General features: G+C 34.9%; 19 protein-coding genes and 1 pseudogene. 12 read left to right on the top strand and 8 right to left on the bottom strand.

From position 1 onward, the window contains the following. Positions 1-54: 54 nt before the first annotated feature. Positions 55-1,491 carry an aspartate ammonia-lyase gene (aspA, locus tag BAU28_RS01870; RefSeq protein ID WP_071717544.1) on the top strand — a complete coding sequence of 479 codons (1,437 nt, stop codon included), beginning with the start codon at positions 55-57 and terminating at the stop codon, positions 1,489-1,491. A 188-nt stretch (positions 1,492-1,679) separates the two neighbouring features. Here the strand turns inward: aspA and BAU28_RS01875 are convergent, their stop codons facing one another. Both BAU28_RS01875 and BAU28_RS01880 read right to left on the bottom strand, forming a co-directional pair. Further along, on the bottom strand, positions 1,680-3,299 hold the full coding sequence (locus BAU28_RS01875) for a lactate permease LctP family transporter (protein WP_071717545.1): 1,620 nt from the start codon (positions 3,297-3,299) through the stop codon (positions 1,680-1,682). Between the two features lie 203 nt (positions 3,300-3,502). Then, the gene (locus tag BAU28_RS01880) at positions 3,503-4,042 is read right to left on the bottom strand and encodes a TlpA disulfide reductase family protein (protein WP_331457078.1); all 540 of its coding nucleotides are present in this window, start codon (positions 4,040-4,042) and stop codon (positions 3,503-3,505) included. A 386-nt stretch (positions 4,043-4,428) separates the two neighbouring features. On the opposite strand from BAU28_RS01880, the gene BAU28_RS01890 reads away from it, so the two are divergent. Together BAU28_RS01890 and BAU28_RS01895 are read left to right on the top strand one after the other, a co-directional pair. Beyond that, on the top strand, positions 4,429-4,716 hold the full coding sequence (locus BAU28_RS01890; protein ID WP_001075217.1) for an ArsR/SmtB family transcription factor: 288 nt from the start codon (positions 4,429-4,431) through the stop codon (positions 4,714-4,716). Between the two features lie 202 nt (positions 4,717-4,918). Beyond that, a complete protein-coding gene (locus tag BAU28_RS01895) occupies positions 4,919-5,098 on the top strand; it encodes an acid-soluble spore protein H (RefSeq protein ID WP_071717547.1) in 180 nt (59 codons plus the stop codon). Between the two features lie 40 nt (positions 5,099-5,138). Here BAU28_RS01895 and BAU28_RS01900 read toward each other — a convergent pair whose 3' ends face one another. Next, positions 5,139-6,524 (bottom strand): peptide MFS transporter, encoded by a 1,386-nt coding sequence (locus tag BAU28_RS01900; protein WP_071717548.1) that lies wholly within the window; start codon positions 6,522-6,524, stop codon positions 5,139-5,141. 826 nt (positions 6,525-7,350) lie between these two features. On the opposite strand from BAU28_RS01900, the gene BAU28_RS01905 reads away from it, so the two are divergent. After that, a complete protein-coding gene (locus tag BAU28_RS01905) occupies positions 7,351-8,172 on the top strand; it encodes an ABC transporter ATP-binding protein (protein WP_071717549.1) in 822 nt (273 codons plus the stop codon). Positions 8,173-8,192: 20 nt separating this feature from the next. Here BAU28_RS01905 and BAU28_RS01910 read toward each other — a convergent pair whose 3' ends face one another. Continuing rightward, a complete protein-coding gene (locus tag BAU28_RS01910) occupies positions 8,193-8,936 on the bottom strand; it encodes a class I SAM-dependent methyltransferase (protein ID WP_071717550.1) in 744 nt (247 codons plus the stop codon). A 213-nt stretch (positions 8,937-9,149) separates the two neighbouring features. On the opposite strand from BAU28_RS01910, the gene BAU28_RS01915 reads away from it, so the two are divergent. The 3 genes from BAU28_RS01915 to BAU28_RS01925 all read left to right on the top strand — a co-directional run bounded on the left by BAU28_RS01915 (position 9,150) and on the right by BAU28_RS01925 (position 11,836). Further along, complete coding sequence (locus BAU28_RS01915; protein WP_002174837.1) at positions 9,150-10,340, top strand: glycine C-acetyltransferase; 1,191 nt, start codon at positions 9,150-9,152, stop codon at positions 10,338-10,340. A 44-nt stretch (positions 10,341-10,384) separates the two neighbouring features. Beyond that, positions 10,385-11,350 (top strand): L-threonine 3-dehydrogenase, encoded by a 966-nt coding sequence (locus tag BAU28_RS01920; RefSeq protein WP_071717551.1) that lies wholly within the window; start codon positions 10,385-10,387, stop codon positions 11,348-11,350. Positions 11,351-11,413: 63 nt separating this feature from the next. Beyond that, positions 11,414-11,836, top strand: coding sequence for an NUDIX hydrolase (locus BAU28_RS01925; protein WP_071717552.1), 423 nt, complete (start codon positions 11,414-11,416; stop codon positions 11,834-11,836). A 38-nt stretch (positions 11,837-11,874) separates the two neighbouring features. Here the strand turns inward: BAU28_RS01925 and BAU28_RS01930 are convergent, their stop codons facing one another. The 3 genes from BAU28_RS01930 to BAU28_RS01940 form a co-directional block, all read right to left on the bottom strand. Then, on the bottom strand, positions 11,875-13,758 hold the full coding sequence (locus tag BAU28_RS01930) for a vWA domain-containing protein (protein ID WP_071717553.1): 1,884 nt from the start codon (positions 13,756-13,758) through the stop codon (positions 11,875-11,877). A 3-nt stretch (positions 13,759-13,761) separates the two neighbouring features. Beyond that, the gene (locus tag BAU28_RS01935; protein ID WP_071717554.1) at positions 13,762-14,655 is read right to left on the bottom strand and encodes an ATP-binding protein; all 894 of its coding nucleotides are present in this window, start codon (positions 14,653-14,655) and stop codon (positions 13,762-13,764) included. 127 nt (positions 14,656-14,782) lie between these two features. Continuing rightward, on the bottom strand, positions 14,783-16,312 hold the full coding sequence (locus tag BAU28_RS01940) for a cardiolipin synthase (RefSeq protein ID WP_025149793.1): 1,530 nt from the start codon (positions 16,310-16,312) through the stop codon (positions 14,783-14,785). 63 nt (positions 16,313-16,375) lie between these two features. On the opposite strand from BAU28_RS01940, the pseudogene BAU28_RS31510 reads away from it, so the two are divergent. The 3 genes and pseudogenes from BAU28_RS31510 to BAU28_RS01950 all read left to right on the top strand — a co-directional run bounded on the left by BAU28_RS31510 (position 16,376) and on the right by BAU28_RS01950 (position 19,197). Further along, positions 16,376-16,615, top strand: a pseudogene (locus tag BAU28_RS31510) (hypothetical protein). A gap of 31 nt (positions 16,616-16,646) precedes the next feature. Further along, the gene (locus BAU28_RS01945) at positions 16,647-16,982 is read left to right on the top strand and encodes a hypothetical protein (RefSeq protein ID WP_071717555.1); all 336 of its coding nucleotides are present in this window, start codon (positions 16,647-16,649) and stop codon (positions 16,980-16,982) included. Between the two features lie 511 nt (positions 16,983-17,493). Further along, positions 17,494-19,197, top strand: a complete 1,704-nt coding sequence (locus BAU28_RS01950; RefSeq protein ID WP_048370718.1) for a putative bifunctional diguanylate cyclase/phosphodiesterase — start codon at positions 17,494-17,496, stop codon at positions 19,195-19,197. Between the two features lie 34 nt (positions 19,198-19,231). Here the strand turns inward: BAU28_RS01950 and BAU28_RS01955 are convergent, their stop codons facing one another. After that, on the bottom strand, positions 19,232-20,626 hold the full coding sequence (locus BAU28_RS01955; RefSeq protein ID WP_071717556.1) for an amino acid permease: 1,395 nt from the start codon (positions 20,624-20,626) through the stop codon (positions 19,232-19,234). A 448-nt stretch (positions 20,627-21,074) separates the two neighbouring features. On the opposite strand from BAU28_RS01955, the gene treR reads away from it, so the two are divergent. Together treR and treP are read left to right on the top strand one after the other, a co-directional pair. Further along, the gene (gene treR, locus BAU28_RS01960; RefSeq protein WP_071717557.1) at positions 21,075-21,785 is read left to right on the top strand and encodes a trehalose operon repressor; all 711 of its coding nucleotides are present in this window, start codon (positions 21,075-21,077) and stop codon (positions 21,783-21,785) included. 139 nt (positions 21,786-21,924) lie between these two features. Then, complete coding sequence (gene treP / locus BAU28_RS01965) at positions 21,925-23,352, top strand: PTS system trehalose-specific EIIBC component (protein WP_071717558.1); 1,428 nt, start codon at positions 21,925-21,927, stop codon at positions 23,350-23,352. Positions 23,353-23,355: the final 3 nt, after the last annotated feature.

Here is a 23,355-nt window from a genome sequence, read left to right on the forward strand (position 1 = left end):
TATAGGGGGAATTTTCAAATAAGGATTTAGAATGAAAAGTATAGGTGATGAAAAATGATAGCAACGAAGGATATACGTATCGAAAAAGATTTTTTAGGTGAAAAGGAAGTACCGAATGTAGCTTATTACGGCGTACAAACGTTACGTGCTGTAGAGAACTTTCCGATTACAGGGTATCGCATTCATCCGTCACTCATTACAGCGATGGCAATTGTGAAAAAAGCGGCGGCACTCGCAAATATGGACACAGGATATTTAGCTAAAGATGTCGGACAAGAGATTGCAGAAGCTGCACAAGAGATTGTTGATGGAAAGTTCCATGATCAGTTTATCGTAGATCCGATTCAGGGCGGGGCAGGGACTTCAATTAATATGAATACAAATGAAGTCATTGCTAACAGAGCGCTAGAGCGCATGGGATATGAAAAAGGTGGGTATACGAAAATTAGCCCAAATACTCATGTGAACATGGCACAATCGACAAATGATGCGTTCCCAACGGGGATTCATATTGCAACTCTTATGATGCTAAAAGAACTACTTGTTACAATGGAAGAACTTCATTCTGCTTTTCGTGATAAGGCAAAAGAGTTTGATCACGTAATTAAAATGGGACGTACACATTTGCAAGATGCAGTTCCAATTCGTCTGGGACAAGAATTTGAAGCGTATAGCCGAGTGCTTGAGCGTGATATAAAAAGAATTAAACAGTCTCGTCAACATTTATATGAAGTGAATATGGGAGCGACAGCTGTTGGCACAGGATTAAATGCAAATCCTACTTACATTGAACAAGTGGTAAAACATTTACGAACATTTAGTGGATTCCCACTTGTTGGTGCAGAGCACTTGGTTGATGCAACGCAAAATACAGATGCATACACAGAAGTATCTGCAGCGCTAAAAGTATGTATGATGAATATGTCTAAAATTGCAAACGATCTTCGCATTATGGCATCTGGTCCACGTGTTGGATTGGCTGAGATTCAATTACCAGCTCGTCAGCCGGGTTCATCTATTATGCCAGGTAAAGTAAATCCAGTTATGGCAGAAGTAATTAACCAAGTCGCTTTCCAAGTAATCGGAAATGATCATACAATTTGCTTAGCGTCAGAAGCAGGACAATTAGAGTTAAACGTAATGGAGCCTGTACTTGTATTTAATTTAATTCAATCTATCAGTATTATGAATAACGGATTCCGTGTATTCCGTGAATATTGTATTAAAGGAATTACAGCGAATGAAGAGTTGCTGAAGCAATATGTTGAGAAAAGTGTTGGGATTATTACAGCGGTTAATCCTCATATTGGCTATGAAGCAGCATCTCGTATTGCACGTGAAGCAATTGAAACAGGAAAATCTGTTAGGGAGTTATGTTTAGAACATGGTGTACTGACAGCTGAAGAATTGGATATTATTTTGGATCCATATGAAATGACGCATCCTGAAATTGCTGGAGCTTCTTTATTAAAGAATAAAGTGAAACTTTAATCAGTGGGGGGGTTGTTCATCCCCCCACTGATTATTAGTTGAACCAATCGGGCGTTTACGGGCAGTTGATCTCCCGCCTAACTTCTTTGCTCCATCCGACCTTTGGGTGGGAGTCTTACTGCCCGTTAATGCGGGATAAAAAAATGTAATGTAAAAAACACCGATCCAAACGGATCGGTGTTTTATTTTTAAAAGATATTAAATACAGAATTTAATTGAAGTAAGCTAATAATAGCTAAGAAGATTAAACTATATTTCATCACTATTTTAAATAGAGCAGATTCTTTACCAACTAGTCCAACTGCCGCACAAGCAACTGCTACAGATTGTGGTGAAACCATTTTTGCTATTGTACCACCAACTACGTTTAATGAAACGAGAGTAGATGGAACGATGTTTAATTGGTCTGCAGTTACTGCTTGAAGTGGTGCGAATAGTGAACCACTAGATACTACTGAACCTGTAATGAATACGCCAATCCATCCTAAGATTGGAGAAAGAATAGGGAATGCATTTCCAGTAGAAGAGAATGCAAGTCCAAGTGTAGATGACATACCAGAGTAGTTCTCTACATAAGCTAAAGCGATAACGCTACAAATTGTATATACTGGAACTTTTAATTCTTTTATTGTTTCAATCATTAATTCTTTGATCATTTTGCCGTTTACACGGTAGACGATAAGTGAAACGATAATTGCTAATACAATCGCAGTAGTTGTAGAAGAGAATACATCTAGTTTGAAAATAGCTGCGAAAGGTGTATCAGCTTTTGTGATTGGTGCAGTTTTTATAACTTGATTATGAAGACCAGGGAATTGAATGTTAAATACTAAGTTTGCCAATGGACCATTCGGAGCAAATAAAGCTTTAATTGGTTTTAAATTAAAGATTGTTACAAATGCAGTTAAGAATACGAATGGAGACCAAGCATATAAAATTTGATTGAATGTATGAGATTCTTTTTCTTCTCGTTTTTCTTCTTTAGCAGAAGATTTTGGTTGCCAAACACGTAAGAATAATGCAAGAGCGACCATACTTACGACTGCTGCGAAAATATTAGTAAGTTCAGCGCCTAAGAAGTAAGTTACAAGGAACTGAGTAATTGCGAAAGAAACACCACTTACAAGAATACCTTGCCAAGTTTCTTTAATACCTTTAATTCCATCGACCATTGAAACAAGTAAGAACGGTAAAATAACGCTAATGAATGGCAAAATGTAAACTGCTTGACGACCGACAGTTAATGCATCTAGCCCAGTTAATTGTGCAGGTACTGTAACTGGAATACCCATAGCACCCATAGCACCACCAGCGATATTAGCTACTAAGCAAATACCTGCTGCTTTTAATGGATTAAAGCCCATACCTACAAGTAATGCAGCTGTAATAGCAACTGGAACACCGAAACCAGCTGCGCCTTCTAAGAAAGCACCGAAAGAATAAGCGATTAATAATACTTGTAAACGTTGATCATTTGTAATACTTGAAATGCTATCACGAATGACATTGAATTGTTCTGTTTTAACAGTTAATTTGTAAAGGAAGATAGCTGCGATAACGATAGTACAAATTGGATAAAATCCAGATAAAACCCCGAATCCGGCAGATGCTACTGCTGCAGTTGCAGGCATTTTATAAACAAATATTGCAAGGATAATAGCAATAATTACACTGTAAAGACCAGCGATGTAACCTTTCATTTTGAATCCCACTAAACAAATGATGAAGCAGAAAATTGGAAGTGCTGCGATTAGTGCAGATAACCAAATATTGTTTAATGGGTCATAAATTTGTGTCCAAGTACTCATAATAATGACAACTCCTATCTATTATATGTGAAGAAATTCACATTATTTGTGAAACTATTCACAATCAACTTACATGCTTAGTATATTCTCCTTCAACACTATTGTCAACGTAAAAAAGTATAATTATTCCATAATAGTGTTAAAAGTAAAATTTTGTTCATAAAGTAGACAAAAAGCGTACTCAAATCGATTTGAGTACGCTTTTATAAATTATTTGCATATTCTTTCATTTTTTCATATGTCATTGGTCCTACATGCTTATATTGAATGACACCTTTTGTATCAATAATAAAAGATGTTGGAATGCTGATGATTTGATATGCGGCACCTGCTTGTCCTTTCTGATCTAATAGGACGGGGAAAGTGTATTTGTTTTCTTTAAGAAATTGTTTTACATTACTCGGATCTTTTTCAGTAGCTGTGGCATTTACAGCGACAATTTCAATCCCTTTATCCTTTGTATCATGATAAAACTTTTCCATATCAGGCATTTCTATTTTGCACGGACCACACCAACTTGCCCAAAAGTTTAATATTACTTTTTTTCCTCTATAGTCTGTAAGATGAACTTCTTGACCATTTGTTGTTTCTAGTAGGAAATTAGGGGCGATATTACCAATTTCAGTTCCAATGGGAATGTTTGATTCTGAATTTATATCTTCTTTTTTGTCTAATAGGAAGTTATGGATAATAGTCCAGCCAATTGCAATACTAATGAAAATAACAATAAACCACTTTTTAATATTACATCCCCCTCCTTACTTAAATTTCCTTTTTATCGTAACAAAGAGGTTAAATATGGTCAAATTACTTTACGATAGGTTATCAATTATGGACGGTATTTTACAATATCATTACTGTACATTTCAGTAAGGTGAAAATATAACAAAAAGGCTGATAAATCAACATTTGCAAGCAAAGTACTACTATCCCTTTGTTTTGCTTTTTCTTTATATCATATAGTATAATATTCAAAATCAGCAGGGATTTTTTCCAGAACTGTGTGCTGATAAAAGGAGGAAAAATTTTTCAGCATTATAGGTTGATAAAGTTATGTCGTAACAGGAAATATAAGAACAGATATATAAATAAATAATAAGAAAATAAAAACGAAAATGAGGGGAACTTTATGAACCAAAATCAATTTGACTGTCGTATTTCAGAAGAAGACGTACAGATGTTAAGAGCATTAGCTCATCCACTTCGTCTACGTCTAGTAATGGAACTAATGCAACGTGGAACATGTAATGTAACACAATTACAAGAGGTATTAGAAATTCCACAATCAACTGTTTCACAGCATTTAACGAAACTAAAGCAAAATAAAGTAGTGCGCTTTGAGAGACGCGGGTTAGAAGTGTATTATCAAATTCATAACGATAAAGTAAGTGAAGTAGTAAAAACATTATTTTCTTAATTTTTGAATATTATGGAAAAAAAGACGTGTGAAATATACGTCTTTTTTTATTTGAAGTAAATAATAATGGTAACGCTTGAGAGAGTAAATATTAGTACGTGGGGGAAAAGGCTACCGATCAAAGTGTTACTTTACGGAATATATTCCAAAGGGAAATGAAAAGATAGAAAGGAGTGCAATAAGTAAAAGGAGGAATAACAGTATGGATGTAAAACGTGTGAAACAGATATTATCTTCTTCAAGTAGAATTGATGTTACATATGAGGGAGTACCAGTATGGATTGAGAGCTGTGACGAGCAGAATGGAATTGCTCAAGTGTATGATGTATCTAATCCTGAAGAAAGTGTTCACGTGGATGTGACGGCTTTAGAAGAGAAGTAATAGAAAAGACGCTTCTAATTTTAGAAGCGTCTTTTTTGTGTTATTCCATCATACTCGCAACTTTTTTAGAGAAGAGAAGGAGTACAAGTCCTAAGACGATAACGATAATACCGATACTTGCAAATACTTCAAGGTATCCTAATGATTGTGTAAAGGAAGCAAGTTTACCAGCTAACCAGTTAGCCATACCCGTACCAGCTAACCATACTCCCATTAGTAATGATGCTAATTTTACAGGAGCGATGGCACTTACCATTGATAGACCGATTGGTGATAAGAATAACTCACCAATTGTATGGAAGAGATAAGTGATAACGATGAATAATAAGTTTGCTTTTACAGTTATATCTGCCTCATTACTTCCAGTTTTTAGAACTGCTAATGTTAAAACAAGATAACCTATACCTAGTAAAATCATACCAAATGCCATTTTTGTTGGCACTTTTAAATCACCGCGTTTTGTTTTAGAAAGTTTTAACCATAGCATAGATACAAATGGTGCAAGTAGTACGATGAATGCTGGGTTAACTGATTGGAACCAAGATGTTGGAACTTCCCAACCGAAAATTGTACGATCAACAAATTTATTTGTATAAAGTGTTAGAGAACTACCAGCTTGTTCAAATCCTGCCCAGAAGAATACTACGAAACAAGTTAAAATTACAATTGCCCAAGTGCGATTTTTCTCTTGTTTTGTTAAAGGTTTCTTTTCGATTACAGGTTGATTTTTTGATTTTTTACCGACAACTGTTGTTCCTGCTTTACCAAGGTAACGAGGAGCTAATAAGTTGAAAACAATTTGTCCAATAATCATACCGATACAAGCTGCTAAGAATCCGTATTTATATCCCATAACAATGACGCCATTAGCGCTTGTTTTAAAGAAATCTTCTGCTAAAAATCCACAAATAAGTGGAGCGAAGAAAGCACCTACGTTAATACCCATATAGAAGATAGTAAATGCACTGTCACGACGTGAATCATTTTCACCATACAATTCACCTAACAGTGTAGAAATATTTGGTTTGAAGAATCCATTACCAATAACTAATAGTATTAATCCAAGGAATAGTCCTGTTTTTGTATTCATTGAGAATAGTACAAAGTTACCAATTGCCATAATAATTCCGCCGAGAGTAATGGCATGACGTCTTGTAATATAATGATCAGTTAGCCATCCGCCTATAATTGGCATGAAATATACTGCAGCGGTAAAAGTACCATATAATTGCACTGCGACTGCCTTATCAAATCCTAACCCGCCACTAATGGCAGCAGTTGTTAAATAAAGAACTAAAAGGCCGCGCATTCCATAATAACTAAATCTTTCCCACATTTCTGTTAAGAACAACAAATACAACCCTGGTGGATGTTTCTTTGGTGATTGTTGCTCTCCAGCTTTGTCTAATTTTAAAGCTGCATCCATTTTTGTTTCCCCCTAATCCTGTATAACGGATATTTATGTAATCATTTTAATTTACAAAATATTTAGAAGTCAATAGAATTATATGGAAATAGAAAGAAAATTTCTGAAATAATTCATTTTTTCTTCAACCGTTATTGTATTTTTCCCTGAAAACTATATAATAAGCGTTTTCAAATGTAGTATTTGAATTCTAAAAGAAAACAAAATAGTGATTAATCAGAAAATTTAGATTAAAACATCTATTCTGATATAAAGAAAATATATTTTATTTACTTTTATAATATAACATATTGGGAATAAAAATACAAAATGAAATAATATGACATTTCAGTGAAATAAAAATAACTAGCTCAAAGAAGAGGGAGCTAGTTAGAAAATGTTATTTAATAAAGCGTTGTTTAATGTAACCGAGTAGTAAGTTCGCAGCGATTAATTATTAATAGAAGAAAATGAAAATAATTCTCATTATCATTGACAACGAGAATTAAGTTGAAATACACTAAAAACGTATCATTATATTGAAGGAAAAGCACTGCATATTATAAAAAGTGAAGCAAAATGGATTGGTTTATTTTTTGAATCATTGCAGTTTGTATTTGTATTTTTGTAAGTATTATTTTAATGGTGCTAAGGAACAGATTATTATTCAAAATGTGCGTCTGCCAAGGCGTTTAATTGTGGCTATAGATTGAATACTTGTCGTGGATTTAATTGGACATACATTCTTTACGTTACTACAAATTCCAGCAGGTGTATTTACATCAGCGATTGGTACGCAGTATTTTATTTATTTTATAAAAATGGGAATTCATAAAGGGAGATGAATATGCAAAAAGCATTGGAGACGAAACGCTTGATGCTGTCTTATGGTGAAACAATTATTATTGATGAGTTGAATTTAGAAATTCCAAAAGGGGAAATTACAATCTTTATCGGTTCTAACGGTTGTGGAAAATCAACTTTATTACGTTCACTAGCTAGATTATTAAAGCCAACATCCGGTGACATTTTATTAGATAATCAAACGATTCAAAGTATACAAACGAAGCAAATTGCTCGTCAAATGGCAATTTTACCGCAAGGACCACAAGCGCCGGAAGGACTTACAGTATTGCAACTTGTAAAGCAAGGGCGTTATCCATATCAAACTTGGTTAAAGCATTGGTCAGAAAAAGATGAGGAAATGGTACAAAAAGCGCTTGCTGCAACGGGTATGACAGAATTTGCTGAGCGTGATGTTCATGCCCTTTCAGGTGGACAGCGTCAACGTGCTTGGATTGCAATGACTCTTGCACAAGATACCGATATTATTTTACTGGATGAGCCGACTACATATTTAGATATGACTCACCAAATTGAAGTGTTAGATTTATTATTTGAATTAAACGAAACAGAGCAAAGAACGATTGTTATGGTATTGCACGATTTAAATTTAGCATGCCGCTATGCAGATAACATTGTAGCCATTCAAGATAAACAAATATATGCACAAGGTAAGCCTGAGGAAGTGGTAGACGAAAAGCTAGTACGTGATGTATTCCGTATGGAGTGTCAAATAAGTACTGATCCGTTATTTGGGACACCACTCTGTATCCCGCATGGAAGAGGGAGACGTGTACTTAAAGAGGCTGCTCAGGCAATGAGATAACGAAAAAAGACGATGAATCCTCATCGTCTTTTTATTTTTTTGCAAGAAAATAATAGAAAGAGGGGAATACGTAAGCGGCGTTCGTATTCTTCTTCACTCTGAAAACAATTTCGATTTGGTGAAGCTTCTTTTAAGTTTGTAATTGTAAATCCTGCTTTTTGTAATAACGTGAAATATTGTTCAGTTGTACGATGATATTTAATAACTTCTTGATCAATCCACGGTTCAACTCGTTTGCCTGTTTTAAAATAATCATCGACGAGCCAGCTAGTTCTTTTACCATCCGTTCGCAAGCTTTCAAATGAAGATGTAATAACAGGGTGTTGAACGCTAAAAATAAAAGTTCCGTTTGTTTTTAAAGTTTTGTACACATTTTGAAAAATAATATCAAGATGTTCAATATAATGTAAGGCGAGTCTAGATGTCACTAAATCGAAAGTAGAAGGAGGGTATGTGTAGTCTTTGAGGTTTAAAAAATGAATGGTGCCATTTTTATTTTCTAGTTGTTTTATTGCCTTTTCATACATAAGGTGAGAACCTTCAATGCCAGTGTAAGAGTGGCAACCATTTTCTAATAACTCGATACCAAACTGAGCGTCACCACAGCCTAAATCGAGAGTTTGTTTTCCTTGTACATTACCAATGAGCTGAAAGAATACTGGTTTTTCAATAGATTCATTGGGGCTATTGTCTCGGTATCTTCGTTTCATATATTGCTCAAAAAATGCTTCATTATTATATACATCAGATTCTGTAAATGCCATGTTTGAAACCCTCCTAAATATTTTTTTTATTCTATCAAATATGAAAAGTAAATGATAGATTTCTTGTAACGAATCATATATAATCTAAAATTGTAAGCGGTTTCTTTAAACTATTTTTCTATAATAAATTCTGAAAACGTGTTAAGCTAGTAGAGGGATTATTAGAACTATTAAGACAATAATTCGCTTACATGAACGATGGGAGGCTTCACGATGTCTAGTAAAACACTTGCGAAATTTTTAGAAGAAAATTTAGAGGATTTAAAATCAAAGGGGCTTTATAACGTAATTGATCCGCTTGAAAGTCCAAATGGACCAATCATTACAATTGGCGGAAAAGAATATATTAACTTATCTTCAAACAACTATCTTGGATTAGCGACTGATAATCGCTTACAAGAAGCAGCAATTGGTGCAATTCATAAGTACGGTGTTGGGGCAGGAGCTGTTCGTACAATTAACGGTACTTTAGATTTGCATATTAAATTAGAAGAAACAATTGCGAAGTTTAAACATACAGAAGCAGCAATTGCTTATCAATCAGGATTTAACTGTAATATGGCAGCGATTTCAGCTGTTATGGATAAAAATGATGCGATTCTTTCAGATGAATTAAACCATGCATCTATTATTGATGGTAGTCGTCTATCAAGAGCGAAAATCATCGTTTATAAGCATTCTGATATGGAAGATTTACGCAAAAAAGCAATCGAGGCAAAAGAATCAGGTCTTTACAATAAATTAATGGTTATTACAGATGGTGTTTTCTCAATGGATGGAGATATTGCGAAATTACCAGAAATTGTTGAAATTGCAGAAGAGCTGGATTTAATGACATATGTAGATGATGCACACGGTTCAGGTGTACTTGGTAAAGGTGCAGGCACTGTAAAACATTTCGGCCTTTCTGATAAAGTTGATTTCCAAATTGGTACATTGTCAAAAGCAATTGGGGTAATTGGTGGATATGTAGCAGGGAAACAAAACTTAATTGACTGGTTAAAAGTACGTTCACGTCCATTCTTATTCTCGACAGCTTTAACACCAGCTGATGCAGCTGCTTGTATGAGATCAATTGAAATCTTAATGGAAAGCACAGAGTTGCACGATCGTTTATGGGAAAATGGTCGCTATTTAAAACAAGGGTTAAAAGAACTTGGCTTTAACATTGGAGAAAGCGAAACACCAATTACACCTTGTATTATTGGTGACGAAGTATTAACACAAGAATTTAGTAAACGTCTAAATGAAGAAGGCGTATACGCAAAATCTATCGTGTTCCCAACTGTAGCAAAAGGAACAGGACGCGTTCGTAATATGCCTACAGCAGCTCATACGAAAGAAATGTTAGATGAAGCAATTCGTAAGTATGAAAAAGTAGGGAAAGAAATGGGAATCATTTAAGTAACGGCATCTTTTGAATAGCTTGCAAATGAGGAGTGGGGAAAATGAAAAAAATTCTAGTAACCGGTTCTTTAGGGCAAATTGGTTCTGAACTTGTAATGAAACTTCGTGATGTATACGGTGCATCAAATGTTATTGCAACAGATATTCGTGAAACGGATAGCGATGTAGTAAAGTCAGGTCCATTTGAAACGTTAGATGTAACAGATGGACAAAAATTACATGATATTGCAAAGCGTAATGAAGTGGATACAGTTATTCATTTAGCGGCTTTACTTTCAGCAACAGCAGAAAAAAATCCGTTATTTGCTTGGAATTTAAATATGGGCGGACTTGTAAATGCATTAGAAGCAGCACGTGAATTAAACTGTAAGTTTTTCACGCCAAGTTCTATCGGTGCATTCGGTCCATCAACGCCAAAAGATAATACACCACAAGATACAATTCAGCGTCCTACTACGATGTATGGGGTAAACAAAGTAGCAGGAGAATTACTATGTGATTATTATCATCAAAAGTTTGGCGTTGATACGCGCGGCGTACGTTTCCCAGGTTTAATTTCTTATGTAGCTCCTCCAGGTGGCGGAACGACTGATTATGCAGTTGAAATTTATTATGAGGCGATTAAAAAAGGTGCATACACCTCATACATTGCTGAAGGAACGTACATGGATATGATGTATATGCCGGATGCTTTGCAAGCGATCATTTCATTAATGGAAGCTGATCCAAGTAAACTAGTGCATAGAAATGCGTTCAACATTACAGCAATGAGCTTTGAGCCAGAGCAAATCGCGGCATCAATTCGTAAACACATTCCGAGCTTTACAATGGAATACGCTGTAGATCCAGCTCGTCAAACAATCGCTGATAGCTGGCCAAACTCTATTGATGCAACAGCAGCAATGAAAGAGTGGGGCTTTAAAGCAGAATACGATTTAGACAAAATGACAACTGATATGTTGGCGAAGTTAAAAAAAAAGCTCACAGCTGAGTTAGTGATGAATTAATAGGAAGAGCCGATTCTTAGGAATTGGCTCTTCGTTCTTTTTGAGAGGGGAGAAAAGAGCAACATGCAAAGAGTTGATGTCGTATATGCACTAATACATGACGAAAAAAGAGATACAATATTAATGGTACATAATGTAGAACAAAACGTTTGGTCACTACCAGGCGGGGCTGTTGAAAAAGGCGAAACATTAGAGCAAGCACTAGTAAGAGAAGTGAAAGAAGAGACAGGGTTAACAGCTGAGCCAGGAGGACTTGTTGCGATCAATGAAAAATTCTTTGAAGAATCAGGGAATCATGCGCTATTTTTTACATTCCAAGTAAATGTAGTAACAGGTGAACTTTGTGCAGAAGATGAAGGAGAAATCTCCGCAATCGAGTGGGTGGATAGAAAAATCGCGAACGAGCGATTCCCATACTACGATGGAGAGTTCGAATTATTATTAGAAGTAGCCATTCCATACAAGTTTCAACCAGAAACAAAGTAAGTAAATAAAGAAAAAGGAGCCAAATGAGCTCCTTTTTTCTATTCAATCGTTTTCAGTAATAGCTTCTTCAATAGTGGTTTGATCTTCAGGCGTAAATCTTCAGCATGATTTGCAACTAAGAAGTGATGGTTATAAATGTTTTTCATCAATTGATACGTTGCTTCTTTCGCTTCGCCTTCTTCGATGAATATGCCGATTACTTCCATTCCACTTTTACGAGCAAGTTTGACAGCTTCATGTGTATCTAAAATGCCGTCTTGTTGATAGTCTAGTGCAGAAGGTTCACCATCTGTAAAGACAAGTAAGAATTTATGCTTTTCTGGTCTCTTCGCAAGCTTTTCAGAAACGATACGAATAATATACCCGTCACGGTTATCTTCTTCTTCACGAAGCTGCATAATTTCTGGACCGACGTTTGGTAACGTTGAGTTTTTATACGTCACAACCTCATGGATAACGTTCGGTTTATCTTCAGGTTTAGCACTAGAAGCATCTTCCCAGAATCCGCTAATAGCGTGCGGGATTTTTAAAGATTTTAAAGCTTCATGGAATAGTACAACACTCTTTTTTGTTTCTTCCATTTTGTTATACATAGAGCCAGAGCAGTCAACTAATAGTTGGAATGCAACGTCAAGTTCTTGAGATTCTTGTCCCTTTTTATAAAACATGCGCGGCTGTTTTTCTGTATAAATACGAAGGAATTTTTTACGAAGTCTTCCGTAATATTTATCACTATTTGCATTCGTTTTATTTTCAATTGTTTTTTCAATAATTTTCTTTAATTCTTTTACATCTTTATTAACAACTGATTTGATGGCTTGATAATCTTTTTTCTCGTCAGGGTTTGGTTTACGTGCTTCTTTAAATGTATGAGAAGCTCCCACATTATATTTGCCGTATATGCCTTCGTTCTGACTAGAAGCGTGAGATGCTCTTGCTTCTTCTGTATCAGCACCATCGAAGTTAGATTGCGTACTTTTTTGAGAAGTACCTTGTACAGAACCAAGTGCTTGATCACCATCTTCTGATTCGCGAGCCGTATCACCCATCATGTTTGTTTTTGTGCCGCTTTCTAATTCGAAGCGTAAAAAGTTCTCGTTTTCGTTATTTTTATTTTCACGATGCCATGTGGAGAAGCTTTCATCCATTTTGTTTTTATTATCGTCATCATCTATGAGCTGCGTATCATCATTTGCTAATTCTTCGACGCGGCAGTTCTTTTCATCTGCAATAACAGATAAATAAAGCGGAGCATGTCCGAAATAGTTGTTAATCATATCAGTTTCAAGAAGACTTTCTAGGCGATAACGAATTTTTTCAACAATATACATAATATCTTCCGTATTACGAGTTTGGAATGTTTCATGTAAAATCGTTTCAATTTGCTCAAAATATTCATTATTAAACATTTCATATTTATCGCTCGTTAATGAAAGATAGCATAGACAAAATAGACGATCACCGTGATAGTTACGAACGCGATTTATTTCATTTTGTGAGCCAAAGTAATTGCGGTACATTTCTTTTCGGCGCTTAAAAATATGCTTTGTGCCAGGACGTAAACTTTTGACGATTTCCTCGACACGTAAATCTTCTAATAGAACAAATAATTGTGTTAAAAACTTTTTTAGAGGAGATTCTTGTAATTCGATTGCGTAAGAGCGAATTAAAGTCATGTCCGAGTAATGTTTATTGCCAAGTGCTTTTAAAAACACTTCGCTTTTTAATCCGATTACTGTATCCTCTTCTTTTCGATCATCCCAAAAGTGACTAATGACAACCTTTTTTTCAATTTCGTCGTAGTATGCTTTGTAACCATACTCAAGATAGGCATCGTCTTCTTTTAGAAGGGCATACATTAAGTTTTCCATTTGCAAAAACAGCGACGCATCAATTTTTTTGTCACTAAAAATTTGTCTCATGAATTATCCCTCAAAGAAATAACTTTCTGCTAATTCACGGACAGTCATTTGTTCTGTTTCATCATTTAATTTTGCGATAATACTACGTTCAATTGCACGCATAACAGGAATATATACACCTAAATCACATGCGTCGATAATACCACGAATACTCGCTGCTTCTTCACTTACGCGTCCATCACGCGCTAAAGGCATAAGGTCGCTTGCAAATGCAACGAATTTTTCAATTGTTGCAGTATCTTTTAATTTTGATTCTGCTAATAATAGTTCTTTTAATGTATCACCTTGAATGTAAGGAACTTCAATAATAACGAAACGGTTTTTTAATGCTTCGTTTAGTTCACTTGTCCCAACATAACCTTCGTTAATCGCAGCAATTACGCGATATTCGTTATCACCGTATACAACTTCTTGTGTAAATGGGTTTGTAATCATTTTACGGTAATCTAACGCACCGTGAAGAAGTGGTAATGTTTCAGGTTTTGCCATATTGATTTCATCAATATATAGGAAATGACCGCTCTTCATTGCCTTCATAAGAGGACCGTTAACGAATGTAACTTCAGATGCGCTGTCTTTTGTTTGTAATGTGTTGTATCCTAAAATACCTTCTACATCTAAGTCGACAGAACAGTTAATGCTATGCATTGGTTTTTGGAATAAAGAAGAAAGAGTTTCCGCTAGTACTGTTTTACCACTACCAGTCGGTCCTTTTAATAGAATATTTTTACCAAGTAAAAGTGCTGTAATTGCATCCTCAATAATGCTGTTATCAGATGCTTTATATATTTTACTTCCAATTAAATGTGCATTTTCGCCAGCTTCTTGTTTATTCTTTTCGTGAATTGCTGAAAGCTGTTGTTTTAAATCAGCATGTATATGAAATTGTTCTAACATGTATTTCCCACCTAACATTATTTTCATAAAGTAATACATCTTATGATAACTTGTTTTAATATGGTATGCAAAGAAAAGGAGAGAGGGGAAATGTAAAAGAAAAAGCAATCAATATTATATTGATTGCTTATAGTAAAGGAGAAATGAGTCGCATGAAAGACTCTAATATTCGTTTTTTTATACTTCTTTTTTGGAAAGAGTTCCATTTAATTTCAGTGGAATGCTTAAAGTCTTCTTCAAAATCGTGCTTAATATCATGAACGGTTTCTGATTCATAAAGTACACTAATAATTTCATAATTTAATTCAAAGCTACGCACATCCATATTTGCTGTTCCAATTGTTGCGATCTTATCATCAACGAGTACAATTTTCGCATGCATAAAACCATCTTTATAACTGTAAATGGAAGCACCAGCTTTTAAAAGTGGAGTGAAATAGGATTGAGATGCTTGATCACTAATAATGCTATCACTTTTACCTGGATATAAAATGCGTACATCTATGCCGGATATTGCACTTAAGCGTAATAATGTTAAAGTTTCTTGATCTGGAATAAAGTATGGTGTAGCGATCCAAATAGATTTTTTGGCAGAGCCCATAACAGCTAGTAATGTATTACGAATACTTTTATCATCGGAGCTTGGTCCACTTGCTACAATTTGAACAGCACCTTCTGCATTCGAAATTTCTTTACCAGGGAAGTATTGTCTATTCATAAATTGATCCCAAGAATACGTATTCAAACCACTAGAGGCATAAAGCCAATCTTCTAGAAAGATTGCTTGTAATTTATATAATGCTTTTCCTTCTATTTTTAAATGACTATCACGCCAAACGGGAAATTTCTTTGAACGGCCGAGATATTCGTCACCGACGTTGAGTCCTCCAGTAAACCCAATTTCTCCATCTACAATAACAATTTTACGATGGTTACGATAATTGACCGTTTCAAGTAACCAAGCTGAAAAAATAGGGTCAAATTCTACAATTTCAATTCCAGCTTCTTTCATAGGCTGTAAAAATCGTCTTCTTAACGTGTTACTTCCGAGTCCATCATAAAGGAAGCGTACAATAACACCGTCTTTTGCTTTTTTTATTAAAGCATCTCGAACTTTTGTACCGATCTCATCAGATTTATAAATATAGTATTGAATATGTATATGATGTTTTGCATGCTCGATGGCTTGTAGAATTTCTGAAAATGTTTGATCTCCGTTTGTTAAAAGTTTTGTAGTCGTTCTATCTGCGGCAGGACCGCCTCCGAATTTTTGTACGACTTCTGTTAAATGTGTAGAACGCTCACTTAATGGAACTGTGAGTGATAATTCTAGTCGTCTTCCTTCTAAAATTTCACGGAATAATTTTCTTTGTTCTTCTGAACGATGGAGATGTTTTTTTCTTCTCCAACGGCTACGCCCGAAAACGGAGTATAAAAGCACACCTACAAAAGGGAGAAGTACTAATACTAAAAACCATGCTAAGGTGCTTTGAGGAGACCTGTTTTCGATAAAAATAACGAATGAAATTCCTATGATTGTGATGGACCACAGAGCACCGACAAATGTATATACCGAAATATACGATGTATTTATCAAGAAAAGAACGATAGATACGACTGTAAATATTAATAATAATTGAACGATAGGTTTCTTCATTTCTATAAAATTCCTCTAATCTTTCTGAAATATAGACTTCTTATATAAAAGGTGTAATCCGACATTCTTATTATAAAGTGTTTTGTTTTTTTTACAAAATATAGACATTTTCCCCATGCTTTCCGCATTTGTCCTACATACAGTATATTGTTACGTTTTTATATAGAAAAGGGGATGAATAAAGTTTACAGCCGTCCAGTTGGAGGCTTCGGACATGGCGGATATGGCCATCCATATTATTCAGATACTCCATATTATACGGATTATCAACAGTATCCTTACTATTCATACAGCACATATTAAAGTAGGGAAATTGAAAAGGAGAGGAAGCAAAATGAACTATATAGGAAATGATGGCGGATATTATCGTAATCACCATGGGGGTGGAGGGCATCATCATCATGGCGGACATAATTATCACGGAGGACACAACCATTATGATCACCACCATCATCACGGTGGTGGATGGGGCTGGGGTGGCGGCTCGTGGGGAGGAGGAGGATTTTTTCCAGGAAGTTTTGCAGGTGGAGTATTAGGAGGGCTTACGGCTGGAGCATTAACAAGTACAGCTAGTGGTGGATATTATCCAGCGCCATATCCGGTAACTTATCCTGCACCGTACCCAACACCATATCCAGTTTATCAGCAAACATCGTACCCGCATTATTAGACTAAAAAAGAGGATATCCTCTTTTTTAGTCTAATAATGTATTTATTTAAAAAAACTTCCAAAAATAAGGTGGAAATATGTTAATATTTTATTATTGTAATTCAAAAATAAATACCGATATAAATCCACACACATAATATTTATAAATGAATATATTTTTATGTTTTAATATTAATTCTGCTATTTGTAGGTAGTTAGATTTATACCTCAATGATTCATGAAAGCATAGGGTTAGGTGATAGGGGTTAAATTTTCACTTTATAAATGAATAGAATGTAAGAAGAATATTATATAATAAGGTCAGATAATCAGAGAGGAAATAATTCCCTAATATAATTAAAATAGCACTATATTGCTTTTTCTTATAAATAATATTATGTTATTTTAATCGGCCTATTTTAAAAAATTGTGATTAATGTAAAGGCACATTAGTTAGAAAATGAAATATCTCTATTTCTATGAAGAGAAACAAGTTGTGTTTTAGCCAGATAGGAAGCAAGGAGAGGTGCGCATGCTAGAACAAAGAGGTCATGCATTATATGACTCTTCATTGCGAGATTTAAAATTAGCATTAGATGAGTCTTCAATTGTTGCTATTACAGATCGAAATGGTCTTATTACATATGTAAATGATAAATTTTGTAAAATCTCAAAATATAAAAGAGAAGAGTTAATTGGAAAAGATCATCGTATTTTAAATTCGGGATACCATCCGAAAGCATTTTTTAAAAATTTATGGAAACGTATTTTGAGTGGAAAAGTCTGGACAGGTGAAATTCGAAATCAAGCAAAAGATGGTACATATTATTGGGTTAAAACAACAATTGTTCCATTTTTAAATGAAACAGGAGAACCTTATCAATTTATTGCAATTCGAAATGATATTAGTAGTAGGAAAGCGACGGAACAACGTTTAAGATTAAGTGAAAGCCGTTATAGGGAACTTGCTTATCATGATGCTTTAACGAGTTTACCAAATCGTTTGCAGTTAATAACGACTGTAAATGAGATGATTGCAGAGAAGCAAGAGTTTGGCATGATTTACTTTGATTTAGATCGTTTTAAATTAGTAAATGATACGTTAGGTCATATGATAGGAGATTTACTTTTAAGTGAGGTGGCCTCACGGTTACATTATGTGCTAGGAGAGAAAGATGTTCTAGCTAGGCTTGGTGGAGACGAATTTGTTCTACTAACAAAAAATCATACACAAGATGAGATGAGGCAATTAGCGACATCCGTATTGTCGTGCTTCCAAGCACCATTTATGCTTGAAGGTCATGAAGTATATATTTCTGCTAGCTTAGGACTATGCTCATATCCACAAGATGGAAAAGATGTTGAAGCTTTATTGAAAAATTCGGATTTAGCCATGTATAGTGCAAAGGAGCAAGGAAGAAATGCAGCGTGCTTCTTTACAGATGAATTACGTGCGAAAATAAACCGTAGAATGAAAATAGAGTTTGCTTTGCAAAAAGCAATTCGTGACGAAGAATTAAAAGTGGTATTACAGCCGATTATTGATTTGAAAACAAAGAAATGTACTGGTGTTGAGGCTTTAGTACGTTGTACGACAGAAGAAGGTCCTATTTCACCAAGTGAATTTATCCCTGTAGCTGAAGAGTGTGGGCTTATTATAAAACTAGGAGACTGGGTATTAGAAAAGTCATGTCGATTGTTTAAAACATTACCAGAGTATCAAGAAGGGCTGAGATTATCTGTTAATTTATCAATACAGCAATTGATGCAAAAGCGTTTTATTTTATCTGTTCGTAGTATATTAAAGCGAACTGGATTTCCACCGAATCGTTTAATATTAGAAATAACAGAAAGTATAGCTGTACGCCATTTTGATTATATTATCGCTACATTACAAGAATTAAGAAGTATGGGAGTTTTAATCGCCTTAGACGATTTCGGAACAGGCTATTCTTCATTATATTATTTAAAACAACTCCCACTTGATATTGTAAAAATCGATCGTAATTTTATTCGGGAGTTTCATTATGATCACGCACAACCAGAGAGAACGATTGTGAAATCCGTTACTGAAATTGCTCATAGTTTAAATTTGGCAGTAGTTGCTGAAGGGGTAGAAACGGTAGAACAAGAAAGTTTATTGAAATCAATGGGTTGTGATTATGTACAGGGGTTTTATTATGCAAAACCTTTAACGGTAGGAGAGTTAAAAGAAAAGTTAATAAACGATTTTTAATAAAAAAAGAGAAGCGGAAAGCTTCTCTTTTTTACTAGTTTTTTTGTGGATTTTTCATTAAAACTGGATAAAGAATAAGACCTACTACAAACAAACCAATTCCTAAGAAGAACGTTTTTAAATCAGCAGTTCCTGTTTTAATCACCCAAATGGAATATAAAAATGCTAATGCAGTAATGATTCCATCTTTTACTCGGGATCCAGGCATTATGTCATACGTTTCTCCCGTAATAACTAATTTTAATTGGTACAAGGTAGAAACAAGGTACGGAATTAAATATGCTAATGTTGCTACAACAATAACGAAATTATATGCTTCCGAAACAGTACCAGAAATCGTCGAAAATAAGAAAATTTGCGTCATCACATTTGTAATAAATAATGATTTTGAAGGACTTCCTTTTTTATTCGTTTTTCCGAAAATCTTAGGGAAAAGTCCATTTTTTGCTGCTTGGTAAGGCACTTCTGAGCTAACAACGATCCAGCCTACAGTGGATCCAAATAAAGATACGAGCGCAAGTAGTGCCATTATATAAGCACCTTTAGTACCAATCGCTAAATTTAATGCATCTACTAATGGCTTTTGAGACTCTTTTAATGCATCTTGTGGAAGAGCACCCATTGTCAGTAAAGTAATTGCCATGTAAATAAGAAGAGCGATAATTAATCCGAAAATCGTAGCTTTCTTAACATCGCGCTGAGATTTTGCTCGGTTAGAAAGCATAACGGCTGATTCAATGCCGATAAAGGCCCAAAGTGTTTTAATAGCAGCTGAATTGATTTGTCCACCTAACGAAATGGATTGCCCTGCTTCATTCATAAATGTTTGACCGTCTCCGAAATTAGAGGCATTAAAAATGAATAATGTGATCACAATAAACATTGTAAATCCGATAATTTTTGCAATGGTAGCAAGAAGGTTCATATTTCCAGCTCGATCAATATTTTGAGAAAGAATATATTGAATTCCCCATAACATAAGGCTACATACTAGGAAAGTTAACCCTTTTCCTAGTTCTAGTGAAAATCCATTTATTGAAAAGAGAATTTGCTTACTTTGTAAAACGGGAAAGAATGTTGATAAATATCCTGCGAAGGAAATAATTACAGATGCTGTAGCAGCCCAGTTAGCAGCCCAGTATCCCCAAGCCATACTATATCCTGCAACTTTACCTGCCTTTTGAGAAGGAAACATTGCTTGAGCATAACTTTGTGGCCCGGCTTTTAATTCTGGCTTGCGAATTGCTAAATTTCCGAATACGAGTGCAATCATAAATACACCAAGTCCTGTAATACTCCAAGCAAGTGTAGAGCCCATTGGACCTGATACTTGTGCTAAGTTTGCTGGAAGCATAAATACACCGCCCCCAACCATATTTCCGATAACAAAAGCTGTTAAAATCCATAATCCCCATTTTTTCGTTTCCATTTTTGTTAACTCCTTTGTAGTAAGTTTTGCTTAAACATCATTTTTTACTAGCTTTTTATGCAATAAAAAAAGAGCCATGTAGATAAAAAATACCTACATGGCTCTTTGCCAAAGCGTAGGTACAATGGGAATAACCCTTGTACCTACGCGTAATTTTTCCGCTAGGTTTCAAGGGTTAAGTATGATGATGATGTTTTTGTGCAAATGTAACTACAGTTGTATAAGTAAGCATAGTTCTTTGCTCCCTTTCTCCTCTGATTTTGAAGTTAGTATACTACATGTTTTTTTGAATGAAAAGAAAAATATAAAAAAAATTATAAAAATACGTTTTAGAGACTAAATATTTATCTATATTTTTCTTGTACTGGAAAATAAGTGAGAGATTGGCAGAAGAGTGTAGCATGGTATAATACATATAGAATTAGAAGGTGACAAGGGGTTATTGTAGATGATGAGTAAGTATGAACAAATTTATACAGAAATCAGCAAGTCTATTGATAATAAACAATTAAAAGAAGGATGCAAAATTCCATCAGAAACAGAATTAATGAAGCAGTATGAGGCAAGTCGAGGTACTGTAAGAAAAGCTGTAGATTTATTGCAAGAGCGTGGATATGTTCAAAAAATACATGGAAAAGGTGTTTTTGTTTTAAAGCGAAAAAATATTGAATTTAACTTTGGAGGCATTATAAGTTTTCAAGAAGAAAACGAGCGTTTAGGCCGTCATTGTATTACAGATGTCGTGGAAATAGAGAAAATGAAAGCGACGAAAGATGTAGCAAAGTTATTAAACGTGAAAGAAAACACAGAAATAGATCATATTAAACGCGTGCGAAATATTGACGGAGAAAAAGTAATTTTAGATATAAACCATTTTGTATCTGAATATATTCCAGGATTAACGAGAGAAATTGCAACTGAATCGATTTATAAATACATTGAGAAAGAATTAGGACTACATATTAGTTATTCACAGAGGGTAATTGAAGTACAGCCATGTACAGATAATGACCGAAAGTATTTAGATTTAAATGGAACAGACTATGTTGTCGTTGTAAAAAACTTTACGCATTTGTACGATGGGAGTCAATTCGAATATACGGAATCACGTCACCGTTTAGATATCTTTCACTTTTCGGATGTGGCGCGAAGAAAATAAAGAGATGGAACGAATAACGTTTCATCTCTTTTTTTATAAAAAAATAACCAACTCGTATATACAAGTGTTGACTAACTTATATATACGAGTTAATATGTAATTGTAAACGGTATCAAAAAAAGAAAAGAGGGACGGGAATATGGGGAAAGACTATCGTAAAACAGCAGAAGAAGTGCTGCAGTATATTGGAGGGAAAGACAATATTGAACAAGCTGCGCACTGTGTAACGAGGCTCCGTATAGCTTTAAAGGATGAAAGTAAAATAGATAATGATAAATTGCAGTCTGTTTCATTAGTGAAGGGAGCGTTTCATAACGCTGGGGTATTTCAAATTGTAATTGGCCCAGGAGACGTAGATCGTGTTTACGCTGAATTGATAACGCTTGCAGGTATGAAAGAATCGACAGTAGCTGATGTAAAAGATTCAGGGGATAAAAAATTAAATCCAGTTCAAAAGTTTGTAAAAGTATTTTCAGATGTATTTATGCCGATTTTACCAGCGATTATTACGGCAGGTTTACTAATGGGGATTAATAACCTGTTAGGAGCGAAGGACTTATTCTTTGATGGGAAAAATTTATTAGATGTTTATCCGAACTTAAGTGGACTTTGGGATTTAATTAATATGATGGCTAATACAGCATTTGTATTTTTGCCAGCACTTGTCGGTTGGTCAGCGACGAAGCGTTTTGGTGGTAGTCCGATACTTGGGATTGTTATGGGACTAATGCTTGTGCATCCTGATTTATTAAATGCTTGGAATTATGGAAAAGCAGCAGCTGGTTTAGATGGACAAAAGATTGAGTACTTCGATATTTTAGGTCTATTCCAAATTGAAAAAGTAGGATATCAAGGTCAAATTTTACCGATTTTAGTAGCAGCATTCGTATTAAGTAAAGTAGAAATCTTTTTAAAGAAACATGTACCAAACGCAATTCAATTATTAGTTGTACCAATTACAACAATCGTTGTAACAGGTGTATTAGCATTAGGAATTATTGGTCCAGTTACACGTCATATTGGAGATTTATTAACAGCTGGATTAGTAGGGGTATATGAAACAGTACCAGTACTTGGAGCTGTATTATTTGGAGCATTATATGCACCGTTAGTAATTACAGGTATGCATCATATGTTTATTGCAATTGATTTACAATTAATCGCACAGCATGGTGGTACGTTTATTTGGCCGATGATTGCTCTTTCTAACATTGCACAAGGTAGTGCGGCACTTGCGATGTTCTGGATTTCTAAAAATCAAAATGATAAAAGCATGGCATCGACATCAGCAATTTCAGCGTACTTCGGTATTACAGAGCCAGCGATGTTCGGTGTGAATTTACGAAATAAATTCCCGTTCTATGCAGCGATTATTGGTTCTGCTATAGCGGCGATATTCATTACATTAAATGGCGTATTAGCACCGGCTATCGGAATTGGCGGATTGCCAGCATTTATTTCTATCATTCCGAAATCGATTCCAATGTTTATTTTAGGAATGATTATAGCAGTGGTAATTCCATTTACGCTAACATGGCTATTTGCGAAACGAGTAAAACAGAAGTAGGAG

It is taken from the genome of Bacillus paramycoides (assembly GCF_001884235.1).
Lineage (GTDB): Bacteria > Bacillota > Bacilli > Bacillales > Bacillaceae_G > Bacillus_A > Bacillus_A paramycoides.

Coding starts and splice junctions, on each gene's coding strand:
- treR (WP_071717557.1), top strand. CDS start 21,075: ATGATGAGTAAGTATGAACAAATTTATACAGAAATCAGCAAGTCTATT.
- BAU28_RS01950 (WP_048370718.1), top strand. CDS start 17,494: ATGCTAGAACAAAGAGGTCATGCATTATATGACTCTTCATTGCGAGAT.
- BAU28_RS01910 (WP_071717550.1), bottom strand. CDS start 8,936: ATGGCATTTACAGAATCTGATGTATATAATAATGAAGCATTTTTTGAG.
- BAU28_RS01940 (WP_025149793.1), bottom strand. CDS start 16,312: ATGAAGAAACCTATCGTTCAATTATTATTAATATTTACAGTCGTATCT.
- BAU28_RS01930 (WP_071717553.1), bottom strand. CDS start 13,758: ATGAGACAAATTTTTAGTGACAAAAAAATTGATGCGTCGCTGTTTTTG.
- BAU28_RS01925 (WP_071717552.1), top strand. CDS start 11,414: ATGCAAAGAGTTGATGTCGTATATGCACTAATACATGACGAAAAAAGA.
- BAU28_RS01945 (WP_071717555.1), top strand. CDS start 16,647: ATGAACTATATAGGAAATGATGGCGGATATTATCGTAATCACCATGGG.
- BAU28_RS01895 (WP_071717547.1), top strand. CDS start 4,919: ATGGATGTAAAACGTGTGAAACAGATATTATCTTCTTCAAGTAGAATT.
- BAU28_RS01905 (WP_071717549.1), top strand. CDS start 7,351: ATGCAAAAAGCATTGGAGACGAAACGCTTGATGCTGTCTTATGGTGAA.
- BAU28_RS01915 (WP_002174837.1), top strand. CDS start 9,150: ATGTCTAGTAAAACACTTGCGAAATTTTTAGAAGAAAATTTAGAGGAT.
- BAU28_RS01935 (WP_071717554.1), bottom strand. CDS start 14,655: ATGTTAGAACAATTTCATATACATGCTGATTTAAAACAACAGCTTTCA.
- BAU28_RS01955 (WP_071717556.1), bottom strand. CDS start 20,626: ATGGAAACGAAAAAATGGGGATTATGGATTTTAACAGCTTTTGTTATC.
- treP (WP_071717558.1), top strand. CDS start 21,925: ATGGGGAAAGACTATCGTAAAACAGCAGAAGAAGTGCTGCAGTATATT.
- BAU28_RS01875 (WP_071717545.1), bottom strand. CDS start 3,299: ATGAGTACTTGGACACAAATTTATGACCCATTAAACAATATTTGGTTA.
- BAU28_RS01890 (WP_001075217.1), top strand. CDS start 4,429: ATGAACCAAAATCAATTTGACTGTCGTATTTCAGAAGAAGACGTACAG.
- aspA (WP_071717544.1), top strand. CDS start 55: ATGATAGCAACGAAGGATATACGTATCGAAAAAGATTTTTTAGGTGAA.
- BAU28_RS01920 (WP_071717551.1), top strand. CDS start 10,385: ATGAAAAAAATTCTAGTAACCGGTTCTTTAGGGCAAATTGGTTCTGAA.
- BAU28_RS01900 (WP_071717548.1), bottom strand. CDS start 6,524: ATGGATGCAGCTTTAAAATTAGACAAAGCTGGAGAGCAACAATCACCA.